Here is a 22,122-nt window from a genome sequence, read left to right on the forward strand (position 1 = left end):
GGCCGGACACCCCGGGGACCGTCCGGGGGCGGCGCTACCTTCGATCGGTGAGCTGGCACACCCGGCGCCTGGCGGCGTTCGACCTCGAGACGACGGGCATCGACGTCGAGCAGGACCGCGTGGTCACCGCCGCGGTCAGCGTCGTCGGCGGCGGACTGCCGACGGCGTCGCGTGCCTGGCTCGTCGACCCCGGCGTCGAGATCCCCGCCGGCGCGAGCGCCGTCCACGGCATCAGCACGGAGCAGGCCCGTCAGGACGGCCAGGACCCGGCCGAGGCGGTCGAGCAGATCACGGCCGCGCTGGCCGAGCAGCAGCTCGCCGGCGTGCCGATCGTCGCCTTCAACGCCCGCTTCGACCTGACGATCCTCGACCGCGAGGCCCGGCGTCACGGCGTCGTGCCCCTGATCGACCGCATCGGGGGCCCCGACCGCCTGCTCGTGGTCGACCCGTTCGTCATCGACAAGCAGGTCGACCGCTACCGCCGAGGGCGTCGCACGCTGACGGCGGTCTGCGAGCACCACCGCGTGCCGCTGCTCGACGCGCACGACGCCAACGCCGACGCGCTGGCCGCCGCCCGTGTCGCGTGGCGCATGGCGACCACGCTCATCGACATCGGCGGCGCCGAGCTGACCGAGCTGCACCGTCAGCAGGTGACGTGGGCCGCCGAGCAGGCCGCGTCGCTCGAGGAGTACTTCGCGGCGCAGGGCCGTCCCGAGCGCGTCGAGGGCCAGTGGCCCTGCGTGCTCGTCGCGGCGCTCGCCGTCGCCTGACCGCGACGATCAGGGTCGGAAGCTCCTGCGGACGTCCTCCGGGACGTCCGAGGTGTCGTAGATGCCTCCCCGGGGCCTGCTCTCGAACACCGTGATCGTCAGTCGGTCGATCGGGCGACCGAAGTCGAAGTCGAAGAACACCGTGCGGGGCGCCGCGGTGCACCCGCGCTCGTCCTTCCCGGGAAGCCGCCGGACGCTGATGTCCCCGCTCTCCGTCGTCACCTTCATGTACGCGGAGTAGCCGTCGCCCCTGCCCGACGCCGAGCAGCGGTCGTCGAGCTTCGCGCGGATCTTGACGGTCTCCCGGGTCGGGAACGTGACGCGGCCGTAGCCGTGCGCGCGGCCGGACGTGACCGTCGTCCCGGTCTGCAGGTCGAAGGTCGCGGTCCGGGCCGCCTCGGCGGACCCGCAGAGGAGCAGGCCGGAGACGGCGGAGAGCGCGGCGGCGCGACGGACGGTGCGGAACGTGGACATGGAGACGGTCCTCCGGGTAGGGGACGGGCGTCCCTGCACCATGACGTGCCGGGCGGCCGTCGCGGGAGCCCTCTCAGCGTCCTCTCACGAGACCCGTCGGCCGGCAGCGTCGCCGCGGTGCGATCGGTCGCGGCCGCTCCGAATCCACGTCTCGGTGCCACCCGGCGACCGAGACGTGGATCCGGGGCGCCCAGGACCACCGATCCCGCCCTCGGTGCCACCCGGCGACCGAGACGTGGATCCGGGGCACCCAGGACCACCGATCCGGGTCTCGGTGCCACCCGGCAGTCGAGACGGGGATCCGGGGCGCCCAGGACCACCGATCCCGGTCTCGGTGCCATCCGGCAGTCGAGACGGGGATCCGTGACGCAGACCCCGCCTCCCGCGGTCCCGCCGCGGACGCTCCGAGCCCGCCCGCCCCACCCCCGGAATGGCGCTCTACGCGAAGAGCCGCCCGAGCGCGGCGTGCGCCTCGCGCAGGTCGCTCAGCGCGACGTCGGCGGTCTGCTCGCCGCAGCGCACCGAGAGGCCGTCGCCGCCGACGGTGCCGATCACGGTGACGGAGGTGCGCTCGGCCAGGGTCGCGAGCGCCTCGGCGGTGCCCGAGACGACGAAGCCGCCCGGGGCCTCGCCGAAGAGCGACGCGCGGCCGTCGGCGTCGTCCTGCGCGTAGGGCGACAGCTCGACCGTCGCGCCCAGGTCGCCGGCCAGGACCGACTCGGCGAGCGCCGTGACCAGGCCGCCCTCCGCGATGTCGTGGCAGCTCGACAGCGCGCCCTCGCGGACGGTGTCGCGGACCGCGGCGATCGCGGCGGCGGTCCGCTCGAGGTCCCATGCGGGCAGGCCGTCGGGGATCGCCCCGCCCTGGAGCTTGGCGATCTCCGACAACGCCAGCTGCGGCGAGAACGCACCGACGAGCGCGACGAGGTCGCCCTCGGCCGCGAAGCCGACCGGCGCCGTGATCGAGACGTCCGGGACCTTGCCGACCATGCCCACCACGGGCGTCGGGTAGATCGGGCCGGTCGTGCCCTCGTTGTAGAGCGAGACGTTGCCACCGACGACCGGGGCGCCGGTCGCGCGGCAGGCGTCGCCGAGGCCGCGCACGGCCTCGGTCAGCTGCCAGGCGATGTGCGGCTTCTCGGGGTTGCCGAAGTTCAGGTTGTTCGTCAGGCCGAGCGGCTCGGCGCCGACGCACGCCAGGTTGGCGGCGCACTCCAGGACGTTCCAGACCGTGCCGACGTACGGGTCGGCGGCGACGCGGCGGCCGGAGCCGTCGATCGCGACGCCGACGCCGGAGATCGCGCCCCCACCCACCCCGCCGGCCGGGGCGTCCGACCCGGCCTCGGGGGCCGGCGACGGGTGTCCCGCGCCGACCGCGTCGCCGCCGCCGACCGAGAACCGGGAGGCGGGCCCCGGGACCATCAGGACCGCGGCGTCCGTCTGGCCGGGGCGACGCACCGTGCGCGACTGCACGATCGAGTCGTACTGCTCGAAGAGCGGCCGGCGGTCGGCCACGTTCGAGGACGCCAGCAGCGCCAGCAGCGCGTCGCCGGCCGGCAGGCCGTCGGCGATCCGCCGCGGCGGCGCCGGGTAGATCGGCTCCGTCGGCTTCTCGGGGAAGATGTCGTAGAGCGGGCAGTCGTCGACGAGCGCGGGGATCGGCATGTCGCCGACGAACGCGTCGCCGTCGAAGATGCGGAACGCGCCGGTGTCGGTGACCACGCCGATCGCGGTGCCGTGGACGTCCCACTTGTCGGTCACCGCGATGACCTCGTCGACCTTGTCCGGGGTCACCACGCAGAGCATGCGCTCCTGCGACTCGGAGACCATGACCTCGAAGGGCTGCAGCCCCTCCATCCGGCGCGGGACGAGCGCGACGTCGAGGTCCAGGCCGACCTCGCCCTTGCTCGCCATCTCCGACGCCGCCGACGTCAGGCCGGCGGCACCGAGGTCCTGCAGCGAGACGAGCAGGTCCAGCTCGAGCAGCTCGAGCGAGCACTCGACGAGCTTGGACTCCTCGAACGGGTCGCCGACCTGCACCGTCGGGCGCTTGTCCGCGTCGTCCGCACCGAGCTCGGCCGAGGCCAGGACGGACGCGCCGCCGATGCCGTCGGCACCGGTCGCGGCGCCGAACAGCACGACGACGTTGCCCACGCCGGTGGCGGCCGAGCGGATCAGCCGCTCCTCGCGGACCAGGCCCAGCGCCATCGCGTTGACCAGGCAGTTGGTCTCGTACGGCCCCTCGAAGTAGACGTCGCCGCCGATGTTCGGCACGCCGATCGAGTTGCCGTAGTGGCCGATGCCGCGGACCGCGCCGTCGAGCAGGAAGCGGGAGCGCCGGCGGCCGGACTCGCCGTCGTCGTCGCCGATCGACGGGGCCGGCACCGCCTGCGTGTCCCCCGCGCCGCCGACGCCGGAGCTCGGCTCGGTGACCGAGGGGGCGAGCGACGGGTGCGCCACGTCGCCGTCGACCTCGCCGAAGCGCAGCGCGTCGAGGACCGCGATCGGCCGGGCGCCGAGCGCGAAGATGTCGCGCAGGATGCCGCCGACGCCGGTGGCCGCACCCTGGAAGGGCTCGACCGCGGAGGGGTGGTTGTGCGACTCGACCTTGAACGCCACGGTCCAGCCGTCGCCGACGTCGACCGCTCCGGCGTTCTCGCCCGGGCCCAGGACGATCGCCGGGCCTTCCGTCGGCAGCGTGCCGAGGAGCTTCTTGGAGTGCTTGTACGAGCAGTGCTCGCTCCACATGAGCGAGAACATCGCCAGCTCGACCTGCACGGGCTCGCGGCCGAGCTTCTGCACGACCAGGTCGTACTCCGAGGCGGTCAGGCCGAGCGCCTTGGCGTTCTCGAGGCCCGGGGCGTCGCCCTCGGGCACCGCGCCGGCCGGGAGGTCGCGGGGCGCGGGCAGGGCGTCGGAGGGAGCGTGCGTCATCAAGGGCCTGGGCTCGGGAACGGCGGAGGGGCCCGGGGCGGGAGGCCCGCGAGCCCGTGGATCGTACCGGGGCACCAGCCTGCGCCCCGGCCCGGCGACGGGAGGCCGGACTCAGCCCCGGCGGCGGCGCAGCGGCCCGTGCGGGCGCGGCGCGCGGGCCGGCGCGTCGAGCTGCTGCCAGGCGTCCTCACCCACGAGGTGGGCGACCCAGCCGCGGATCTCCCCGTCGTCGACGATGCCGCTCATCCGCACGTGCAGCACGACGACGTCCCCGTTCGCCGCCAGCATCCGCTTGTCGAGCTCGTAGGACGTCTCTCCCGAGCGGATCGCGACGTCCCGCCGGTGGGCCTCGCGTGCCACGTCGTCGACCTGGGTGACGTCGTCGACCTTCGACCCGACGAGCTGCATCTCGCGGTGGCCCAGGAGCCCTTCGAGCGCGGGGTTGACCCGCAGCCACTCGCCGCGGGCCGAGACGAGGCCGACCCCGACGAACGAGGCGCCGAAGAGGACGTCGAAGACGCGCGAGAGCTCGACGACGACGCCCTCCTGCTCGCGGGCCCGGGTGACGTCGCGGGCGACGACCACGCAGCCCGGCGCGGCGGTCCCGAACGGTGCGGGGTGCAGCGTGAACTCGCAGACCCGGCCGCCGGGCAGGCCGTCGACGAGGAGGGACGAGCGCGCGCCGCGCACCGCGGCGGCGGCACGATCCGCGAGCGCCTGCTGGCCCCGCAGGGGCAGGACCTCGGTCAGCGTGCGCCCGGCGAGGTCGCCGCCGCTGCGCCCGAAGTGGTGGTGCAGGCCGCCGTAGGCGACCCGGACGACCCGGTCGGGGCCGGCCGCCAGGATCGACAGCTCCGGGTCCGCGGCGAGCGCCTCGAGCATCGCGACCGGGTCGCGCGAGGGCATGGCGGGGAGGCCGTGGTGGTCGGCCGCGACCGCCGGGCCGGCACCGGTGGCGGCCGGGCGGGAGCCCGCGAGCGGGCGCCGGGCCGGGGGCCCCGCCGGAGGAGCGTCGGCGTGGGCCCGCGCCGACCAGCCCGCGAACCTGCCGACGGTCGGCGGCTCGCCGGCCACGGGGGTCGGTGCGGGGAGCAGGGGTGCCGACGGGCGGGGACCGGCCAGGGGTGAGCGCAGCGACGGATCGGGGACGACCGTGGCCGGGACCGCCGGGGGGTGGACCTCGACGACGAAGCGGTCGCCGTCCTTCCTGCAGGCGACGAGGTCGCGACCGAACGCGCCACGCAGGTCGCTGCCCAGAGCCGTCGGCCGGACGAGCGTCACCGCGTACTCCGCGGACCCGCCGCCCAGCCGGGTCACCTCGACGCCGCCGACCCCGCGGATCCGCCAGAGGACGAGCGCGACGTCCTCCGCGCCCTCCGCGGTCGACACGGGACGCACGACGACGCGGGCGGTCCCCCGCGTGAGGGACCCGGAGCCGAAGGCCGGGAGGCGGTCGGGCGGGAGCGCCGGCGCGGCGGTCGCCGGCCGCTCGCGCCTGGGGGTCGACTTCCACTCCGCCATCTGCGCCGCAATCTACCCCCCGGGGGAGCCCCCGTGGGAGGGCGCACGACCGCTCGTCAGGCGCGTGCGCCCTGCAGCAGCGACCGGAACAGCACGAGGCCGTCGGTCGAGCCCGTCAGCGCGTCCACCGCGTGCTCGGGATGCGGCATCAGCCCGACGACGTTGCGCCCCTCGTTGCAGACGCCGGCGACGTCGTCGAGCGACCCGTTGAAGTTGCCGCCTGCCGCATAGCGGAAGACGATCTGGTCCTGGTCGGCGATCTCGGCGTGCAGCTCCGACGGCGCCCACCAGCGACCGGACTGGTGCTTGGCGGGGATCGAGAGCAGCTGGCCCTCGGTGGCCGCGGCGGTCCAGTCGGTCTCGGTGGTCTCGACCGAGAGCTGCACCTGCCGGGAGACGAAGCGCCGGTCGGCGTTCTGCAGCAGCGCGCCGGGCAGCAGCCCGGCGGCGCATAGGACCTGGAAGCCGTTGCAGATCCCGAGCACCGGACCGCCGTCGCGGGCGAAGTCGGCGATCGCGTCCATCACGGGGCTCAGCCCGGCGATCGCGCCGGCGCGGAGGTAGTCGCCGTACGAGAAGCCGCCGGGCACGACGACCGCGTCGACGCCCTTCAGGTCGCGGTCGCGGTGCCACAGCAGCTCCGCGTCACCGACGTGGCCGGCGGCCAGCAGCGCGTCCACCTCGTCGCACGAGCCCGGGAACTGCGGCACACCGATCCTCACGACGCCACCCCCGACCGGTTCCCGGTCTCCTTCGGATGGGATTCCCACCCACCCGACTCGAACTGCGGAACCCCGATGCGAAGCGGCATGCGGAGCCTCAGCCCGCGACGGCGGCGCCGTCGACCTGGATCTCGTAGTCCTCGATCAGCGGGTTCGCGAGGAGCTTGTCGCAGATCGCCGCGACCTCGGAGGCATCGGCGGCGTCGAGCTCGACGAGTCGGCCGATGCGGACGTCGGACACGCCCTCGAAGCCTAGCTGCGGCAGCGCCTGCTCGACGGCCGTCCCCTGGGGATCGAGGATGCCGGCCTTGGGCCGGATGAGGATGCGGACGTGGGGCATCGCGGCGGGGTCCTTGCGGGGTCGGTGAGCACGGCCCGCCCGCCCCGCACGGGGTCCGCGGCGAGCGCTGGTGCCCGCCGATGGTACCGGGTAGGTCCGGGTGCCACCCGGGCGCCGCGGACGCCCGCCGCCCCCGGAGCCCGAGGTGGCCGTGTGCGAGCATGGGTGGTCCTGGCCGAACGTGAAAGTTCGTCGACCCCGCGTCACCCCGCCGGTCCTCCCGTCCCGGCCGCCGTCCCGTGTCCTCGCCCCCAGCTCCTGCCGCCCCGGCGCCCCGCCGCCTGCCCGTCGCGATCCTCGCGTTGGCCATCGCCGCGTTCGCGATCGGCTCGACCGAGTTCACGATCATCGGGCTGCTGCCCGAGGTCTCCGAGGACCTGGACGTCTCGATCCCGACCGCGGGTCTCCTGGTCTCCGGCTACGCCATCGGGGTGGTGATCGGGGCACCGCTGATGACCGCCGCGGGCACCCGCGTGCGCCGCCACCGCATGCTGCTGCTGCTGATGGCGATCTTCACCGTCGGCAACGTCCTCTCGGCGATCGCCCCGTCCTACGGACTGCTGCTCGTCAGCCGCGTCCTCTCCGCCCTGCCCCACGGGGCGTTCTTCGGCATCGGCGCGGTGGTGGCGTCGGAGCTCGTCCGGCCCGAGCTGCGCCACAAGGCCGTGGCCTCCATGTTCACCGGCCTCGCGCTGTCCAACGTGATCGGGGTGCCGCTCGGCACCCTCCTGGGCCAGGAGCTCGGCTGGCGCGCCTCGTTCTGGGTCATCGCCGTGCTGGGACTGGTCAGCCTCGTCGCGATCCTCCGGCTGATCCCGCCGATGTCCGCCGGCACCTCGCTGCGCCACGAGCTCGAGGCCTTCCGCCGCGGGCGGGTGTGGCTCGCGCTGGCGGTCATCGTCTTCGGCTTCGGCGGCCTGTTCACGATCGTCGGGTACATCAAGCCGCTGATGACCGACGAGGCGGGGCTGTCGGAGACCGCCGTGCTGCCCGTCCTGGCCGTGCTCGGCCTGGGGATGGTCGTGGGCACCCGTCTGGTCGACGTCGTCACGCGCGGCCGCGACCTGACCCGCGTCATCCCCGTCCTGCTGGCGGCGATGGTCGTCGTGCTCCTGCTGTTCGTCGTCGGCGCGCACTGGGCGCCCGCCGCGATCGTGCTCGTCTTCCTGCTGGGCACGGTCGCCTTCGCCGCCGCCACGCCGATGCAGGCGATGACGATGGACGTGGCCGCCGAGGCCCCGACCTTGACCTCCGCCGCGGCCCAGGGCGCGTTCAACCTCGGCAACGCGCTCGGCCCGGCGCTCGGCGGCGTCGCGATCAACGCGGGCTTCGGCTACGCGGCCCTGGGCTGGGTCGGCGCGCTCATCGGCTGCGTCGGCGTGGCGCTGGCGATCGTCTTCGCGCGGCGGACGGCCGCGACGCCCCGTGCGGGGCACGTCGTCGGCTCGCCGGCGGACTGAGGCCCGAGGAGGACCGCGACGCCTCGGCGCCGCGGTCCTCGAGGAGCTCCTACCTGCGGGTGCTCTTGCGGGGGAGCGTCCGGGTCGCCTTCAGCGTCCGGTTCTCGTTCGCCGTGACGAAGGTCGACCGGAGGGTCAGCTTCGCCCGCGGGTTGGCCTTCAGCAGCCGGCGCCCGGCGGCCGTCGGCTTGATCGTCACCGTGATGCGGGCCGCCTTGGTCACCCGGCGGACCGCGGTGCCGACCGTGCGGTCCTTGCCGCGCACCCGGATCGTCAGCGTGTAGCTGATGCGACCGGCCTGCGGGACCAGGTCCCGGAACTTCACCGTGCGCAGCGACTTCGAGATCGTCGCGGCGCCGGGGGCCTTCTGCAGCCCCGCGACGGTCAGCGCCGGGGTCAGCGCGTCCTGCTTCGGCGCGGGCGCCGGAGCGGTGACGGGGGCCGGTGCCGGGTCGGGCACCAGCACCGGGGCGGGCGCGGGCGTCGGGACGACCGGCTTGGGCTCGTCCGCCGCCAGCGCGTAGCCGGCCGGCAGCACCTTCGCCGCCGGGGCCTTGACCTGACCGCCCGCGGCGCCGGGGGCGTCGACCGTCGGCAGGCGCAGCTCGAGGCCGGAGACCCCGACGGGCGCCTGACCGGAGGCCGGCAGCGCGTACGGCGCATCGCGACCGAGGAGCTCGAGCTTGACCGTGTGGCCCTCGGCGACCTTCCAGGCCTGCGGGTGCAGCTGGAAGACCTGGCGGCTCGTCGTGCCCGGGTTCGTCGGGCGGTAGGTGCCGCGCGCGATCAGCCGCTGCATGCCGGCCGGATCGACGTCGTACAGGCGCCCGACCACGGCGTCGTTGACGTTCTTCACCGCGAGGTCGGCCAGGATCGTCGGCGCGCCGGCGATCGTGTAGCCACCGGCCGGGGCCGCGGGCGTCTCGTAGATCGCGGCACCGGTGGTGTCCGTGTCGTTGCCGGAGGTGCAGACGTCCGGGACGGGCTGGGCGTCGGGCTTGCGCGGGTCCGCCGGGGAGAACCGGTTGACCGGGGTGGTGTCCGCCGCGACGGTCTGCGCCGCCGCGTCCGCGAGGCGCACCTCGCCCTTGGCCAGCGAGGCCCAGTTCTTCGCCTCGAAGACCGTGCCGCCCGAACCGATCGGGCAGACGCTCGTGATCGCCGTGACGCCACCGACGGCGTCGGACGGGGTCGCACCGTCACCGCGGACGTAGTGGGCGAACCACTCGTTCTCGGCGGTCGCGACCCTCGTCGCGTCGGCGACGCCCGGGCTCGCGGCGGAGCGGTTGGCGTGGCCCAGGTCCAGACCGATCAGCTTGATCGGCGTCGTCGGGTGGTTCGCGCGGACCTTGTTGTAGTACCGCAGCGCCTCGTCGACCGGGAAGAGGTCGTCGTTCCAGCCGTTGGAGATCAGCGCCGGCGCGGGCGCGACGCTGTCGTTCGTGCCGTAGGAGCCGTGGCTCGGGAACTGCTCGAGCTGCTGGTCGACGAACGGCTCACCGTCGTAGGGGCCGCCGCTGAGGTTGGTGTTGAGCCAGACGGCGATGTTCGCCGTCGGGTCGGAGTTCGGCGGCGCGTAGTAGCCGGTCTGATCGCCGCCGCCGTAGAGCTGCAGGTTCCAGACGAGCTTCTGGATGCCGAAGCGGCGGTCGCCGGCCGGGCCCGAGTACGGGTTGTAGGCGGCGTAGTCGAGGCCGCTGCCGTTGGGCATGAGCGCCTGGATCAGGTCGGACCAGCCGTACTGCGGCGCGGTCGCGGCGATCTTCATCGGCGTCTTGTTCCTGGGGCTCGTCCACGGGACCAGCGTGCCGTCGGGCTGCTGGACGCGGTCCTTCAGGGCGCCGAGCTGCGCGGCCATGCCGCCGCCGTAGGAGCCGCCCGTCGCGCCGATGCGCTGCGGGTCGATGACGCCGTCGTCGGCGAGCATCCCCATCAGGTGCTGTGCGTCGTGCACCTCGTAGGCGTTCGACATCAGGTGGATGACGCTGCTGGCACCGCAGCCGGCGGGCTTCGCCGGCTGGTTGGCGCCGAGCTGCGGGAACTTGCCGCAGGAGCCCCAGAAGCCGCGGTCGGTGATCGAGAAGACGGCGTAGCCCTGGGCGAGCCACCGCTGGGCGGTCCCCGAGGACGGCAGGATCTTGGCGCTGCCGTAGCCGTGGTAGAGGCCGACGACCGGGAAGTTGCCGTCCGGGCCGGTGGCGGGGACGGGCGGCAGGGCGACGGACACGTCGATCGGGGTGCCGTCCCAGCTCGGGATGCGCGAGACGCCCGCGGGCACCTGGCCGCTCGGGCCGCCGCACCAGCGCTGGCCGTTGGTCGCGTCGGCCGTCTTCTGCACGTTGCAGGCGATCTTGGCCGCGCCGGCGTCGTTGAACACGGACGGCACGGCGGCCTGGGCCGTCGCGGCTGGCGCGAGGGCCAGTGCCGCGGCGACGGCGCCGATGATCGAGGTCTTCCTCATGTGGCTCCCCTCCTGATCCTGCTGGGGCCGCGGGCCGGAGGGACCGCGCGGACCGCCGCGTACTCGACGCGACGGGCCACCGTAGGCCGGAAACCGTTCACACGGGAGAAACTTTCGGGGCCGTGGCCGGATGGCCGATGGCCCCGGCGATCCTCAGGCGGTGCGGCGGCGGCGCAGGAACGGGTCGGCGAGCGCCGGGGCGACGTAGCCGCGGTCGGCGGAGGAGATCGTCGTGCCGGGCGGGACGATCTCGTCGATCCGGTCCAGGACGTCCTTGCTCAGCGTCACGTCGACGGCGCCGAGCTGCGTCTCGAGCTGCTCCATCGTGCGCGGGCCGACGATCGGTGCCGTGACGCCCGGGTGCTGCAGGACGAACGCGAGCGCCAGGTGGACGAGCGTGACGCCGCTCTCCTCGGCGAGGACGGCGAGGTCCTCGGCCGCGTCGAGCTTTGCGGCGTTCTCCGGGTTGTCGAGGTCGTAGCGGGCCGGCATGCGCTTGGCGCGGGAGGAGTCCGGCGCGTCCTGCCCCTTGCGCCAGCGACCGGTCAGCCAGCCGCCGGCCAGCGGGCTCCACGGGATGACGCCCATGCCGTACCGCTCCGTCACCGGCAGCAGGTCGGCCTCGATGCCGCGGACGAGGATCGAGTAGGGCGGCTGCTCCGTGACGAACCGGCCCAGACCGCGCTTCTCGGACACCCACTGCGACTCGACGACCTCGTGCGCCGGGAACGTCGAGGAGCCGAATGCGCGGATCTTGCCCTCGCGCTGCAGGTCGGTCAGCGCCGAGAGCGTCTCCTCGACGTCGGTGTCGGCCTCGGGGCGGTGCACCTGGTAGAGGTCGATCCAGTCGGTCTGCAGGCGCCGGAGGCTGTTCTCGACCTCCTGCACGATCCAGCGGCGCGAGTTGCCGCGCTTGTTCGGGTCGCCGCCGGGCTCGCCCATCGGGACGTCCATCGGGGCGTGGAACTTCGTCGCGAGGATCACGTCGTCGCGACGGCCGGCGCTCAGGGCCTTGCCGACGATGATCTCCGACTCGCCCTGCGAGTAGACGTCGGCGGTGTCGATGAAGTTGATCCCGGCGTCCAGCGCGCGGTGGATGATCCCGATCGACGTGTCGTGGTCGGGCTCCCCCCACGCGCCGAACATCATGGCCCCCAGACAGAGGGGGCTGACCTGCATGCCGGTGCGACCGAGGCTGCGGTAGTCCATCCACCGACCATACGACCGGGCGGCCGCCTCGCCTGAGCGACGGGCGATCGCTGGCCCCCGGGCGTCGTCGGCGCGGCCCGCGGCGAGCCGGAACGCGCGGTCATCCGAGGGCTTCCCCGGTCACCGCCCGGCGAGCCGGTGCAGCTCCGCGCGGACGTCCGGCCCCGCGTCCCGCGCGTCGAAGACGACGACGCCGGTGGCGACGCTCAGCCCGGCGACGACCCGGCCGTCGACCGCCGCCACGACGACGGGCTGGGCGGGCACCGTCTCCCCCAGCCGGTGCGCCAGGTCGCGGAGCTCCACCTGGTCCATCGCCGTCGGGGCGCGCACCGCCACCTCGGGCGGGTGCGTCGGACCGCGGTCGGGCTGCGGTGCGCGGTCGTGCCGACGGGTCCGTCCCGCCCGCTCGGGGTGCCCGCGACGCAGGGGGCTGGGGTGCTGCTGGATACGGGGCGTGGTGCTCACGGGTGCCTCCTCGGGGTGGACGTCCACCGTCCCGCGCCGGCGGGCCGATCTCCAGCGCGATACGGCATGCCCATGCCGGGTCGGCATGCCCGGGACCCGCGGGTCCGGCGGTACCGTGGGGACATGGACCTGCTCCAGCTGCGCGTGCTGCGCGAGGTCGCGCGGTGCGGGTCGATCTCGGCCGCCGCCGAGGCCCTCGACTACACCCAGCCGGCGGTCTCGCGGCAGCTCGCGGCCCTCGAGCGGACGGCCGGTCGCCCGCTCGTCGAGCGCACCGCGCGAGGCACGCGGCTGACGCGCGTCGGCGAGGTGCTGCTGCGCCGCGCCGACACGATCCTCGCCGAGCTGGAGGCGGCGCGGTCGGACCTCGACCGGCTCGAGGAGGACGACCGCCGGCCCGTCCGCCTGACCGCCTTCGCCACGGCGATCGCGACGTTCGTCCCCGACGCCGTCGCCGTGGTCCGGCGGGCGCTGCCCGACGTCACCGTCGAGGTGCGGCTCAGCGGCGACACGCGCATGGGCGCATCCGACCTGCGCGCCGACCGGCTCGACGTGGCGCTCGTCAACACCGACGGCCGGGCGACCCCGCCGGCCCGGGAGCACCTCGTCCGGCGCGACCCGTTCTGGTGCTGCCTCCCGGTCGGCCATCGGCTCGCGGACCGCGACGTCGTGCCGTTCGCGGCGCTGCGGGACGAGCCGTTCCTGCTGACCGCCGACACGCTGTGCGCCGAGCGGGCGATCATCCTCGAGGCGTGCGCCACCGCGGGGTTCCGGCCCCGCGTCACCGGCCACTGCGACGACCCCGCCGTCACGCAGGGGCTCGTCGCCTCCGGCGTCGGGGTGGCGGTCGTGCCGGAGATGGCGCTCCTGCGGCTGCGCGACGACGTGGTCCTGCGGCCGCTGGCCGTCCCGCTCAGCCGGCGGGTGGTCGCGCTCGTCCCGCACGAGGCCCCGCCCCGTCCGGGCCGCGACGAGCTCGTCGCCGCGCTGCGGGAGGCAGGCGCGTCGTGGCGGAGCCCGGTGACCCCGTCCTCGAGGTCCGCGGCCCACGCCCGGGCTACGCTCCGCGCATGACCGTCGCGCTCATCCTCCTGGCCGTGATCTTCGGCGCCGCCGGCGTCGCCAAGGTCGCCGGTGCGCAGTTCACCCGCGACAAATTCGCCCGGTGGCCGATCGACGAGCGGTTGCGGGTCAGGATCGGTCTCGTCGAGATCGTCCTGGCCGTGCTGGCGCTGATCGGCATCGCCAGCGAGCCGGTCGCGATCGTCGCCGCGCTCGGCGTGATCGTCGCGATGGTGATCGCGTTCCGCATCCACCTGGCCGCGAAGGACCCGATCGCGCTGACCAGCGGCGCGCCGTTCGCGGCGGCGCTCGGGGTGCTGGTGCTGGTCCTCGCGATCGTCTGACCGGAGCCGCCCCGACCGCTGCCGCGACCCGGGCTCAGCCCGTGCCGGCGCCCGTGCGCTCGTACCAGGCCGACAACGGCTCGCCCGTGATCCGCTCGTAGGCCTCGGCGTAGCGCTCGCGCGTCCCGGCCACGACGTCGTCCGGGATCGCCGGGGCCGGCGGCCGCTTGTCCCAGCCCGAGGCGGTGGCCCAGTCCCGCACGTACTGCTTGTCGAACGACGGCGGCGTCTCGCCGACGACGAAGCCGTCGACCGGCCAGTAGCGCGAGGAGTCCGGCGTCAACGCCTCGTCGCCGAGCACGAGCTGGCCGGTGGCGGGGTCCAGGCCGAACTCGAACTTCGTGTCCGCGAGGATCACGCCGCGCGACCGCGCGTGCTCGTGGGCGTGGCGGTAGAGCGCGACCGCGGCCTCGCGGACCCGCGTCGCCAGCCCGTCGCCGTCGCCGTCCTCGGCCAGCGGCGCCAGCAGCTCCGCGGCCCGGGCGAAGTCGATCGCCTCGTCGTGGCCGTCGCCGACGTCGGCCTTCGTCGACGGGGTGAAGAGGGGCACCGGCAGCTCCTGGCTCTCCTGCAGCCCGGCGGGCAGCTCGATGCCGGAGACGTGCCCGGTCGCGAGGTAGTCCGTCCACGCCGAGCCCGTGATGTGCCCGCGGACGACGGCCTCGATCGGCAGCATCGTGAGCCTGCGGACCACGACGCCGCGGCCGCGCGCCTCGACCGGCACGCCGTCGGTGTAGGAGACGACGTGGTTGGGGACGATGTGGGCGGTCTGGTCGAACCAGAACGCCGAGACCCCGGTGAGCACCGCGCCCTTGCCCGGGATCGAGTTGGGGTGGACCGCGTCGTAGGTGGAGATGCGGTCCGAGGCGACGAGCAGCAGGCGACCGTCGCCGGCGTCGTAGATGTCGCGCACCTTGCCGCGGGCGATCAGGCGGAGGGCGTCGAGGCTGCTCACGGCGGGCAGGCTACCGACCCGCCGGCCCGCGACCCCGGCGCGCTGCTCCTCGCGGCGCCCGGAGCGAGCGCGGGCGCCGCGTCGGCCCTAGAAGCGGCTGAGCGCCCGGGCGCTGAGCCGGAATCCGTGGCCGGCGCGGTTGGTGCAGCGGAACGCGCCCCGCAGCGACCGGCATGTCGCGCCGTCGATCGTCACCCGCGACCCCACGCGCACGGTCCGGACCCGCCCGGAGCCCAGGCTCCCGAGGAGGGCGCCGCACTGGTCCACGCGCCTGGACCGCCCACCCGGACCGAGGAACACGCTCGGGTTGTAGCCGCCGTCGCAGCCGCGCGACGGCAGGAACGACTGCTCCGAGATCGAGCAGACCAGGCCGCGGGTGATGCCCAGGCGGCCGACCGACCTGGCGTCCGAGCAGACGATCGTCCCGGACGGCGAGGCGACCCTCCGCGCCTGCGCCTCGGGGACCGCGAACCCCACGGCCCCCGCGCACGTCGCCACGATCGCCGTCAGCCGAGCCGCTCGCATCCGCGGATCCTAGCCCGGTCCGGGGACCGTCTCCGGTGCTCATCGCGCGCTGGGCCGATCGCGGAGGGCCGGGCCCCGCCGGCGCGCGAGGAGAGCCCGCAACCGGGCGATCCGTGCGGGCCAGGGCGAGTGCTCCGCCGCGGCCGCCTGCAGCGCGTCGACGGCCCGGCCGGTCGGCCAGTCGGGGTCGGCGAGCACCTTCCGGTCGGTCAGACCGATCGCGGCGATCGGCCGTCCGACGGCCAGGGCCAGCAGCACGGGCTCGCGGGGCACGTCCCGGCCCTCTCGCGCCGCCAGGGCCCGCAGCGCGATCCGGTCGTCGTCCGTCGCGTGACGCAGGACGACCGCGTCGTCGGGGACGCGCGGCCCGGCGCCCAGCAGCCGGGCGTGCAGGTCGATGCGGCGGTCCAGGCCACGGCGGGCGGCGTCGAGGTGGGTGGTGGTGTGGTGCAGCATGAGGGGCGGTCCTTCCGGCCGTCGGGGTCGATGGGAGGACCGTCCTCCGTCCGGCCGCGGTTCTCCATCGCACCTGGGCATGCGTCCCATGCGTGCCGCGGCCTCCCCCGCGGGCGCATGGCGGGCATGTCGGACGCGCATGGACGACGCCGGCGGAGCGGTCTACGCTCGACGGAGCCATGGAACTCCTGCACCTCCGGGTCCTGCGCGAGGTGGCGCGGCGCGGCTCGATCTCCGCCGCCGCCGACGCGCTGGACTACACCCAGCCGGCCGTCTCACGGCAGCTCGCGATCCTGGAGCGCCAGACCGGGCAGGCGCTCGTCGAGCGCACGCCGCGCGGGGCGCGCCTGACATCGTCGGGCGAGGCCCTGCTGCGCCACGCCGAGGACATCCTCGCCCGCGTCGACGCGGCGCGGGACGAGATGGAGGCGATCGCGACGCTGCGCGGCGGCCGCGTGCGGGTGTCCGCGTTCCCGAGCGCGATCGGCTCGTTCGTCCCGTCGGGACTGCGGGCCTTCGGCGAGCGGCATCCCGACGTGCAGGTCGGCTTCCGGGTCGCCGAGGCGGGCCCGGCGATCGAGCTGCTGCAGCGCGGCGCCGTGGACGTCGCGGTCACCAGCCTGGGCCTGGCCGGCGGGCCGCCGCCGGGGCTGCGGGCCCACGCCCTGATCGACGATCCGTTCCTGCTCGCCCTCCCCCCGGATCACCCGCTGGCGGACCTCGCCGAGGTGCCGGTCGCGGCGCTGGCGGGCGAGCAGCTGATCATCGGGAACCCGTCGACCTGCCCGGACTGCGAGGTCATGCTGCTGGCCTGCCAGGACCACGGGTTCGTCCCGGATCGCTCCTACGCGGTCGACGACTACGGCGCGGTCCTCGGGCTCGTCTCGGCGGGGCTGGCGGCCGCGATGGTCCCGCAGCTCGCGCTGACCGGCCCGCGCACGGACGTCGTGATCCGCCCCCTCGACGCGCACCTCGTGCGCCACATCGTGGCGATGACCGTCGACGGCCCCGGCGGCTCGGCGGCGGACGAGGCGATGGTCGCGGCGCTGGCCGACGCGGCGGCGGCGCACCGCGTGACGGGCGCCCGGGCGGCCGGCGTCCCCGCCGGCGCCTGACCGCCGCTCCCGCCCCGCGTCCGCGCCCTGCGTCGACGACGGCCCTCATGTCCCGCGCCCTGCGTCGGGCCCGGCCCCGGCGTCCGCGTCCGCGGTTGCAGCTTCCATTCCCTCCGGGCATACACTGGCCGGGATGCAGCGTCCGATCCTGCCCTCGACGCACGACCTCGAGGCGTTCGTCGCGGCGATCGAGGCGGGGACGATGGGCGGGGCGGCCGAGGCGCTGGACCTGACGCAGTCCGCGGTGACCAAGCGGATCGCGCGGCTCGAGGCCCAGCTGGGCACCGTGCTGCTGGAGCGGGGGCGCTACGGCGTGCGGCCGACCGGCCCCGGCGGGTCGCTCTACCCCGAGGCGCGGCGGGCGCTCGAGACCCTGCGGCGCGCGACGGAGCTGCTGCGCGAGGAGCGCACGGCGCGGCACGAGACCCTGCGGATCACGGCGAGCCACACCGTCGGCGAGTACCTGCTGCCGGACTGGCTGGCCACCCACCGGCGGACCGGCGCGACGTTCCACGCGACGATGCGGATCGCCAACTCCCCGGCGGTCCTCGAGGCCGTCCGCGAGGGCGACGCGGACCTCGGGTTCGTCGAGCACGGCGGCGACGCGTCGGGTCTCGAGACGCTCGTCGTCGGCCGCGACGAGCTCGTCGCCGTGATCTCGACGGAACACCGCTGGGCGGCCCGCCGGACGATCGCCGTGCGGGAGCTCGTCGGCGAGCCGTACATCACGCGCGAGCCGGCGTCGGGCACGCGGACGGTCGCCGAGGACGCCCTGGCCAAGGCCGGCGTGCGCCTGCAGCCGGCGCTCGAGGCGCAGAGCCTCGAGACCGTCAAGCGGTCCGTCGCCGGGGGTGGCGGCTTCTCGCTGCTGTCGCCGCTGGCCGTCGCGCACGAGGTCGATGCCGGGTCGCTGGCCACCCGGCAGGTGCGCGGGGTCGACCTGCGCCGCGAGCTGCGCGCCGTGCGCCGCAGGACGCGCACGACCGTCCCCGGGACGGGCGCCGAGCCGGCGCGGCAGCTGTGGCGGTGGCTCGCCGCGGAGGTCGCGCCGGACGACCGCGCCTAGCAGGTCGAGGGCCCCCGAGGGGCCGGTCCGCGCGGGCGGGACGACGTCCCGCCGGCCATGAATATCGGCCCCTGGAGGGGGGTACCGAGTCGCGTGGTCGGAGTCCGCCGACCGCCCCACCAGGCACCCGTCCCCTTGTCCGTCCCCGCCATCTCCCGCGACGCCGCGAGCCTCGAGGCCCTGCGCCTGGCCGTCGACGACCTCGACCAGCAGGTGACGATCCTCGGGCCCGACGGCCGCGTCGTCCACGTCAACGCCGCCCGGCGTGCGTGGATCGCCGAGGACCCCTCCCGGCCGGGGCCGGTCGCGGACCACGACCCGCTCGCGGCCGCCGCCGAGGTCGGCCCCGGGGCCCGGGCGATCGCCGCCGGGATCCGCGGGGTGCTCGACGGCGTCCTGGAGCACTTCGAGGCGGAGTACCCCTGCCGCGACCGGTTCTTCGCGCTCCGCGCCACGCCCATGGCCGTCGACGGGGTCGGCGTGCTGGTGGTCCGCACCGACGTCACGGATCGCCACGTCGCTGCGAGCGGGGGGCTCCCCGGTCCCACCGCGCGGATCGTCAGTCGCCGCGTCGTGGCGCAGCGGCTCGACGACCTGCTGGCGGCCGGGCCCGTCGGGGTGGTCTCGATCCGGCCGCGACGCACCGGACCCCGCAGCCTGGAGCGCTCGTCGGCCGGCCGCGAGGACGTGGTGCGCCGGACCGCCGAGCTCGCCGAGCAGCTGCTGCCGGCCGGGGTGCTCACCGGGCGGTCCGGAGCCGACCGGCTGGTCGTCCTCCTGCCCGGCGTCGACGACGCGGACCTGCGCCGCGCCGCCGTCCCCCTGGCCGCCGGGTGGCGCGCCCGCATCGGCCGGCCCAGTGACCTCGAGGCGACGATCGAGACCGTCCTCGCGCTGCCCGGCGAGCGCGCCGACGACGTGCTCACGCGGGTCGCCGGGGGCCTCGCCCTCGGCGCCGGCGACCTGCCGGCGACGACCGTCGTCGGCGCGGTCGCCGCGGGCTGAGCGAACCCCGGCCCCGAGGCCCGCGGGCCCTCAGTCCGCCGCGGGCTCGACGACCGGCACCGCCGAGGTCCGCGCCGCGATCCGCCGGCGATGGTGTCCGGCGGCTCCCAGGAGCGCCGCGTCGACCTGCGCCCGCTTGAGCAGCCAGTGCACGTCGGCCTCCCACGTGAAGCCGATGCCGCCGTGCAGCTGCACCGCGGCGGCCGTCACGGTGCGGCCCGCGTCCGACGCCGCGGCCTTGGCCATCGCCGCGGCGACGGGCAGCTCGGCGGCCAGCCGCGCGCGCTCCGCCTCGTCCTCGGCCGCGTCGACCGCGTCGGCGACCCACGCCGCGTTGTAGGTCATGACGCGCGCCATCGCGACGTCGCGCAGCATCTGCGCGGCCCCGTGCTGGACCGCCTGGAACGACCCGACGGGCCGCCCGAACTGCTTGCGCTCCCGCACGTAGGCGACGGTCATGTCGAGCGCGCGCTGCGTGACGCCGACGAGCTCCGCCGCGACGACCACCGCCGCGCGGTCGAAGCCCGGACCGGTCGGCGTCGGCGTGCCGCCGAGCCACTCGCCCCGCATGTTCAGCTCCTCCTCCGGGTCGAGCTCCGGGATCCGGATCCGGCCGTGGCCGCGCGTCGGGTCGATCGCGCGGACCGGCTCGGCGATGCCGGCGCCGGGGGCGTAGAGCGCGGCCGGGCCGCCGTCGGGGTCGCCGACCAGCAGGAGCGCCGCGTCCGCCGCCCCGGGCACCGGCACGCGGTCGCCCGTGAACGTCGTGGCCCCGCGCAGCTCGCCCGAGGCGAGGTGCGAGAGCCAGTCCTCGCGCTGCTGCTCGGTGCCCTCGTGCTGCACCACGAGCGCCGCGGTCGTCGTGCCGAGCCACGGCACGGCGGCCACCGCATAGCCGAGCTCCTCGGTGATCGCGCAGAGGTCGACGAGACCGAGGCCCTGGCCCCCGTGCTCCTCCGGGATCGCGATCCCGGTCCAGCCGAGCGTCGCGAGCTCGGACGTCAGCGCGGCGTCCTCCCCCGGCACCCGGGCCAGGTCGGGCATGCCGGTGGGCTCCACGTCCGCCTCGGCGACGACGGTGCGCAGCCGCGCGAAGCTCGCGCGGGCGGCGAGCAGGTCGCGCGCGGCGCGCTGGATCTCCTGCTGGTCCTCGGACAGTTCGAATCGCATCGGTCGCTCCTACGTCGTCGGTGCTGCGGGGTGCGGGGCGCGGGGGCTCATGCGCGCGGGAGCCCGAGCACGCGCTCGGCGATGATCGACTTCTGGATCTCGGTGGTGCCGCCCTCGATCGAGTTGCCGCGGGCGCGCAGCAGCTCGTAGCCCCATCGGTCCTCGCCCGAGAGCGCGTCGGCGCCGACGACGTCGACGGCGAGCTGGACGAGCAGCTGGTTCGTCTCGCTCCACAGCCACTTCGTCAGCGACCCCTCGGGGCCGGGCTGGCCGTACTGCTCGATCGCGGTCAAGCCCTTCCAGGCCATGAGCCGGATCGCCTCGGTCCGCAGGTGCAGGTCGGCGAGGCGGTCCGCGACGACGGGATCCTCGGACCGGCCGTTCTCGCGCGCCGTGGCGACGAGGCGGTCCAGCGCCTGGCGCAGACGCACCTGGAGGAAGAACGCCAGACCGGCGCGCTCGTTCATCAGCGTCGTCAGCGCCACCTTCCAGCCGTTGCCGACCCCGCCGACGACCATCGACTGCGGGACGCGCGCCTCGGTGAGGAACAGCTCGTTGAACTCCGGGCTGCCCGTGAGCTGGACGAGCGGGCGGACGTCGACCTCGTCCTGCTCCATGTCGAGCACCATGTAGGACAGGCCCTGGTGCTTCTTCGGGCGGGCCTTCGCGGCCCCGGTGGCGGCCGCCCCCGTCGCGGCACCGGCGCCGGTCGCGGCACCCGCCGCGGCGGCGGCGACGTCCGTGCCGGCTGACCCGGCGTCGACGGGGCCGCCGGTCCGGGCCACGAGCATGCACCACTTGGCGTACTGGGCCCCCGAGGTCCAGACCTTCTGGCCCGTCACGAGCCAGTCGGACTCCGGGTCGTCGGGGTCCTCGAGCACCGCGCGCGTGGCGACCGCCGCGAAGTCCGAGCCGGCGTCGGGCTCCGAGAAGCCCTGGCACCACGTCTCGTCCGCGGAGAGGATCGTCGGGAGCAGGCGCTCCTGCTGCGCGTCGTCGCCCCAGACCATCAGCGTCGGACCGGCGAGCAGGATGCCCAGCACGTCGGCCGGCAGCGGGGCGCCGGAGCGGCCGAGCTCCTCGAAGAAGATCGCCGTCTCGGTCAGCGTCGCGCCGCGTCCGCCGACCTCGGTGGGCCAGTGGACCCCGGCCCAGCCGCCCTCGGCGAGGGTGCGCTGCCACTCGCGCCGCCACTCCCAGGACTCGTCCTCGCCGTCGGGCTCGGGCGTCAGCGCGCCGGCGGGACCGTGCTCCGCCAGCCAGGCGCGCAGCTCGTCCCGGAACGTCAGCTGCTCGGGGGTGAAGGTCAGGTCCACGGCTGCTCCTCGGTGATGAACGGTGCTCCGGGAGGATCGCTCCCGTCCGGCCGGGCCGCGCGGTCGCGCTCCCGGGTCGTCCCCAGGCTACGGCGTGCCCCGGAGGGCGGGGGCGGGGTGGCCCGGGAGGCGGCCGAGGACAGGCGGCGATCGCCCCGCTCCGCCGAGGACCGATCCGAGGACGGTGCACACGCGTGCGTGACCCCCTCACACGCGGAACGGTCGATCCGTGTGACCATGGAGTGATGTCCCCCTCCTCCGATCAGCTCCCGGCGCTCGCCGACGTCGAGCAGGCGCTCCGCGCGTCGTGGTCGCTCGAGACCTCCGACGATCCGGACGACTGGTCGCCCGAGAACCCGGCGCTCGGGCAGTGCGCCGTCTCCGCCCTGGTCGTCCGTGCGCTCTACGGCGGCGACATCGTCATCGCGACGGTGCTCGACCGCGACGGCGAGCGCACCCCGGACGGGCACGCGTGGAACGTCCTGCCCTCGGGCGAGCAGGTCGACTTCTCGTTCGACCAGTTCCTCGACGGCGAGGGCCTGGGTCCCGAGATCGTCACGGAGCCCGTCATCGACGGCGACCCGCAGCGCGCGCACCTGCTGGCCGAGCGCGTCTCGCGGATCCTCGGCGTGCCGATCGAGCTGCCGCCGAACCCGCTGGCGGCGCAGGACGCCGTCGGCGACGCCGGCGAGGGCGACGAGCCCGGGCCGAGCCCCGAGGGGCACTGGCGCTAGGCGCGGCGGCCGTCGCCG

21 protein-coding genes are annotated in these 22,122 nt (G+C 75.4%); 8 read left to right on the top strand and 13 right to left on the bottom strand.

Annotation, left to right across the window (positions count from 1 at the left end; genetic code table 11):
* Nucleotides 1–47 precede the first annotated feature (47 nt).
* Nucleotides 48–770 (top strand): exonuclease domain-containing protein, encoded by a 723-nt coding sequence (locus Q7T67_RS13640; RefSeq protein WP_304790466.1) that lies wholly within the window; start codon nt 48–50, stop codon nt 768–770.
* 9 nt (nt 771–779) lie between these two features.
* Here Q7T67_RS13640 and Q7T67_RS13645 read toward each other — a convergent pair whose 3' ends face one another.
* The 5 genes from Q7T67_RS13645 to purS all read right to left on the bottom strand — a co-directional run bounded on the left by Q7T67_RS13645 (nt 780) and on the right by purS (nt 6,761).
* The gene (locus Q7T67_RS13645; protein WP_304790469.1) at nt 780–1,244 is read right to left on the bottom strand and encodes a hypothetical protein; all 465 of its coding nucleotides are present in this window, start codon (nt 1,242–1,244) and stop codon (nt 780–782) included.
* Between the two features lie 438 nt (nt 1,245–1,682).
* Nucleotides 1,683–4,178: a phosphoribosylformylglycinamidine synthase subunit PurL gene (purL, locus tag Q7T67_RS13650; RefSeq protein ID WP_304790472.1), complete on the bottom strand. Its 2,496-nt coding sequence runs from the start codon at nt 4,176–4,178 to the stop codon at nt 1,683–1,685.
* Nucleotides 4,179–4,289: 111 nt separating this feature from the next.
* Entirely contained in the window at nt 4,290–5,699 is a 1,410-nt protein-coding gene (locus tag Q7T67_RS13655; protein WP_304790474.1) for a PAS domain-containing protein, read from the bottom strand.
* A 56-nt stretch (nt 5,700–5,755) separates the two neighbouring features.
* Nucleotides 5,756–6,409, bottom strand: a complete 654-nt coding sequence (gene purQ / locus Q7T67_RS13660; RefSeq protein ID WP_304790477.1) for a phosphoribosylformylglycinamidine synthase subunit PurQ — start codon at nt 6,407–6,409, stop codon at nt 5,756–5,758.
* A gap of 109 nt (nt 6,410–6,518) precedes the next feature.
* On the bottom strand, nt 6,519–6,761 hold the full coding sequence (gene purS, locus Q7T67_RS13665) for a phosphoribosylformylglycinamidine synthase subunit PurS (protein WP_304790480.1): 243 nt from the start codon (nt 6,759–6,761) through the stop codon (nt 6,519–6,521).
* A gap of 239 nt (nt 6,762–7,000) precedes the next feature.
* On the opposite strand from purS, the gene Q7T67_RS13670 reads away from it, so the two are divergent.
* Nucleotides 7,001–8,221: an MFS transporter gene (locus Q7T67_RS13670; RefSeq protein ID WP_304790483.1), complete on the top strand. Its 1,221-nt coding sequence runs from the start codon at nt 7,001–7,003 to the stop codon at nt 8,219–8,221.
* Between the two features lie 49 nt (nt 8,222–8,270).
* Here Q7T67_RS13670 and Q7T67_RS13675 read toward each other — a convergent pair whose 3' ends face one another.
* From Q7T67_RS13675 to Q7T67_RS13685, 3 genes are all read right to left on the bottom strand, one after another.
* Nucleotides 8,271–10,682, bottom strand: coding sequence for a CocE/NonD family hydrolase (locus Q7T67_RS13675; protein ID WP_304790485.1), 2,412 nt, complete (start codon nt 10,680–10,682; stop codon nt 8,271–8,273).
* A 153-nt stretch (nt 10,683–10,835) separates the two neighbouring features.
* On the bottom strand, nt 10,836–11,891 hold the full coding sequence (locus Q7T67_RS13680) for an aldo/keto reductase (protein WP_304790487.1): 1,056 nt from the start codon (nt 11,889–11,891) through the stop codon (nt 10,836–10,838).
* 120 nt (nt 11,892–12,011) lie between these two features.
* The gene (locus tag Q7T67_RS13685) at nt 12,012–12,356 is read right to left on the bottom strand and encodes a hypothetical protein (protein WP_304790489.1); all 345 of its coding nucleotides are present in this window, start codon (nt 12,354–12,356) and stop codon (nt 12,012–12,014) included.
* Nucleotides 12,357–12,479: 123 nt separating this feature from the next.
* Here Q7T67_RS13685 and Q7T67_RS13690 point away from each other — a divergent pair, with 123 nt between their 5' ends.
* Both Q7T67_RS13690 and Q7T67_RS13695 read left to right on the top strand, forming a co-directional pair.
* Nucleotides 12,480–13,430: a LysR family transcriptional regulator gene (locus tag Q7T67_RS13690; RefSeq protein WP_304790492.1), complete on the top strand. Its 951-nt coding sequence runs from the start codon at nt 12,480–12,482 to the stop codon at nt 13,428–13,430.
* Nucleotides 13,427–13,762 carry a DoxX family protein gene (locus Q7T67_RS13695; RefSeq protein WP_304790497.1) on the top strand — a complete coding sequence of 112 codons (336 nt, stop codon included), beginning with the start codon at nt 13,427–13,429 and terminating at the stop codon, nt 13,760–13,762. Before Q7T67_RS13690 ends, Q7T67_RS13695 begins: the two co-directional genes overlap by 4 nt.
* 34 nt (nt 13,763–13,796) lie before the next feature.
* Here the strand turns inward: Q7T67_RS13695 and Q7T67_RS13700 are convergent, their stop codons facing one another.
* From Q7T67_RS13700 to Q7T67_RS13710, 3 genes are all read right to left on the bottom strand, one after another.
* Nucleotides 13,797–14,717 carry a phosphoribosylaminoimidazolesuccinocarboxamide synthase gene (locus tag Q7T67_RS13700; RefSeq protein ID WP_304790500.1) on the bottom strand — a complete coding sequence of 307 codons (921 nt, stop codon included), beginning with the start codon at nt 14,715–14,717 and terminating at the stop codon, nt 13,797–13,799.
* An 87-nt stretch (nt 14,718–14,804) separates the two neighbouring features.
* Nucleotides 14,805–15,242: a hypothetical protein gene (locus Q7T67_RS13705; protein WP_304790503.1), complete on the bottom strand. Its 438-nt coding sequence runs from the start codon at nt 15,240–15,242 to the stop codon at nt 14,805–14,807.
* A gap of 39 nt (nt 15,243–15,281) precedes the next feature.
* Nucleotides 15,282–15,698, bottom strand: coding sequence for a hypothetical protein (locus Q7T67_RS13710; protein ID WP_304790505.1), 417 nt, complete (start codon nt 15,696–15,698; stop codon nt 15,282–15,284).
* Between the two features lie 179 nt (nt 15,699–15,877).
* Between Q7T67_RS13710 and Q7T67_RS13715 the strand changes: the two genes are divergently transcribed.
* From Q7T67_RS13715 to Q7T67_RS13725, 3 genes are all read left to right on the top strand, one after another.
* Nucleotides 15,878–16,813: a LysR family transcriptional regulator gene (locus Q7T67_RS13715; protein WP_304790509.1), complete on the top strand. Its 936-nt coding sequence runs from the start codon at nt 15,878–15,880 to the stop codon at nt 16,811–16,813.
* 133 nt (nt 16,814–16,946) lie between these two features.
* Complete coding sequence (locus tag Q7T67_RS13720) at nt 16,947–17,879, top strand: LysR family transcriptional regulator (protein ID WP_304790512.1); 933 nt, start codon at nt 16,947–16,949, stop codon at nt 17,877–17,879.
* Nucleotides 17,880–18,014: 135 nt separating this feature from the next.
* The gene (locus tag Q7T67_RS13725) at nt 18,015–18,884 is read left to right on the top strand and encodes a PAS domain-containing protein (RefSeq protein WP_304790515.1); all 870 of its coding nucleotides are present in this window, start codon (nt 18,015–18,017) and stop codon (nt 18,882–18,884) included.
* Nucleotides 18,885–18,914: 30 nt separating this feature from the next.
* Here the strand turns inward: Q7T67_RS13725 and Q7T67_RS13730 are convergent, their stop codons facing one another.
* Both Q7T67_RS13730 and Q7T67_RS13735 read right to left on the bottom strand, forming a co-directional pair.
* Nucleotides 18,915–20,054, bottom strand: coding sequence for an acyl-CoA dehydrogenase family protein (locus Q7T67_RS13730; RefSeq protein WP_304790518.1), 1,140 nt, complete (start codon nt 20,052–20,054; stop codon nt 18,915–18,917).
* A gap of 47 nt (nt 20,055–20,101) precedes the next feature.
* The gene (locus Q7T67_RS13735; protein WP_304790521.1) at nt 20,102–21,370 is read right to left on the bottom strand and encodes an acyl-CoA dehydrogenase family protein; all 1,269 of its coding nucleotides are present in this window, start codon (nt 21,368–21,370) and stop codon (nt 20,102–20,104) included.
* A gap of 245 nt (nt 21,371–21,615) precedes the next feature.
* Here Q7T67_RS13735 and Q7T67_RS13740 point away from each other — a divergent pair, with 245 nt between their 5' ends.
* Complete coding sequence (locus Q7T67_RS13740) at nt 21,616–22,104, top strand: hypothetical protein (RefSeq protein WP_304790524.1); 489 nt, start codon at nt 21,616–21,618, stop codon at nt 22,102–22,104.
* Nucleotides 22,105–22,122: the final 18 nt, after the last annotated feature.

This window comes from Patulibacter sp. (genome assembly GCF_030655195.1).
In the GTDB taxonomy this organism is placed as follows: Bacteria; Actinomycetota; Thermoleophilia; order Solirubrobacterales; family Solirubrobacteraceae; genus Patulibacter.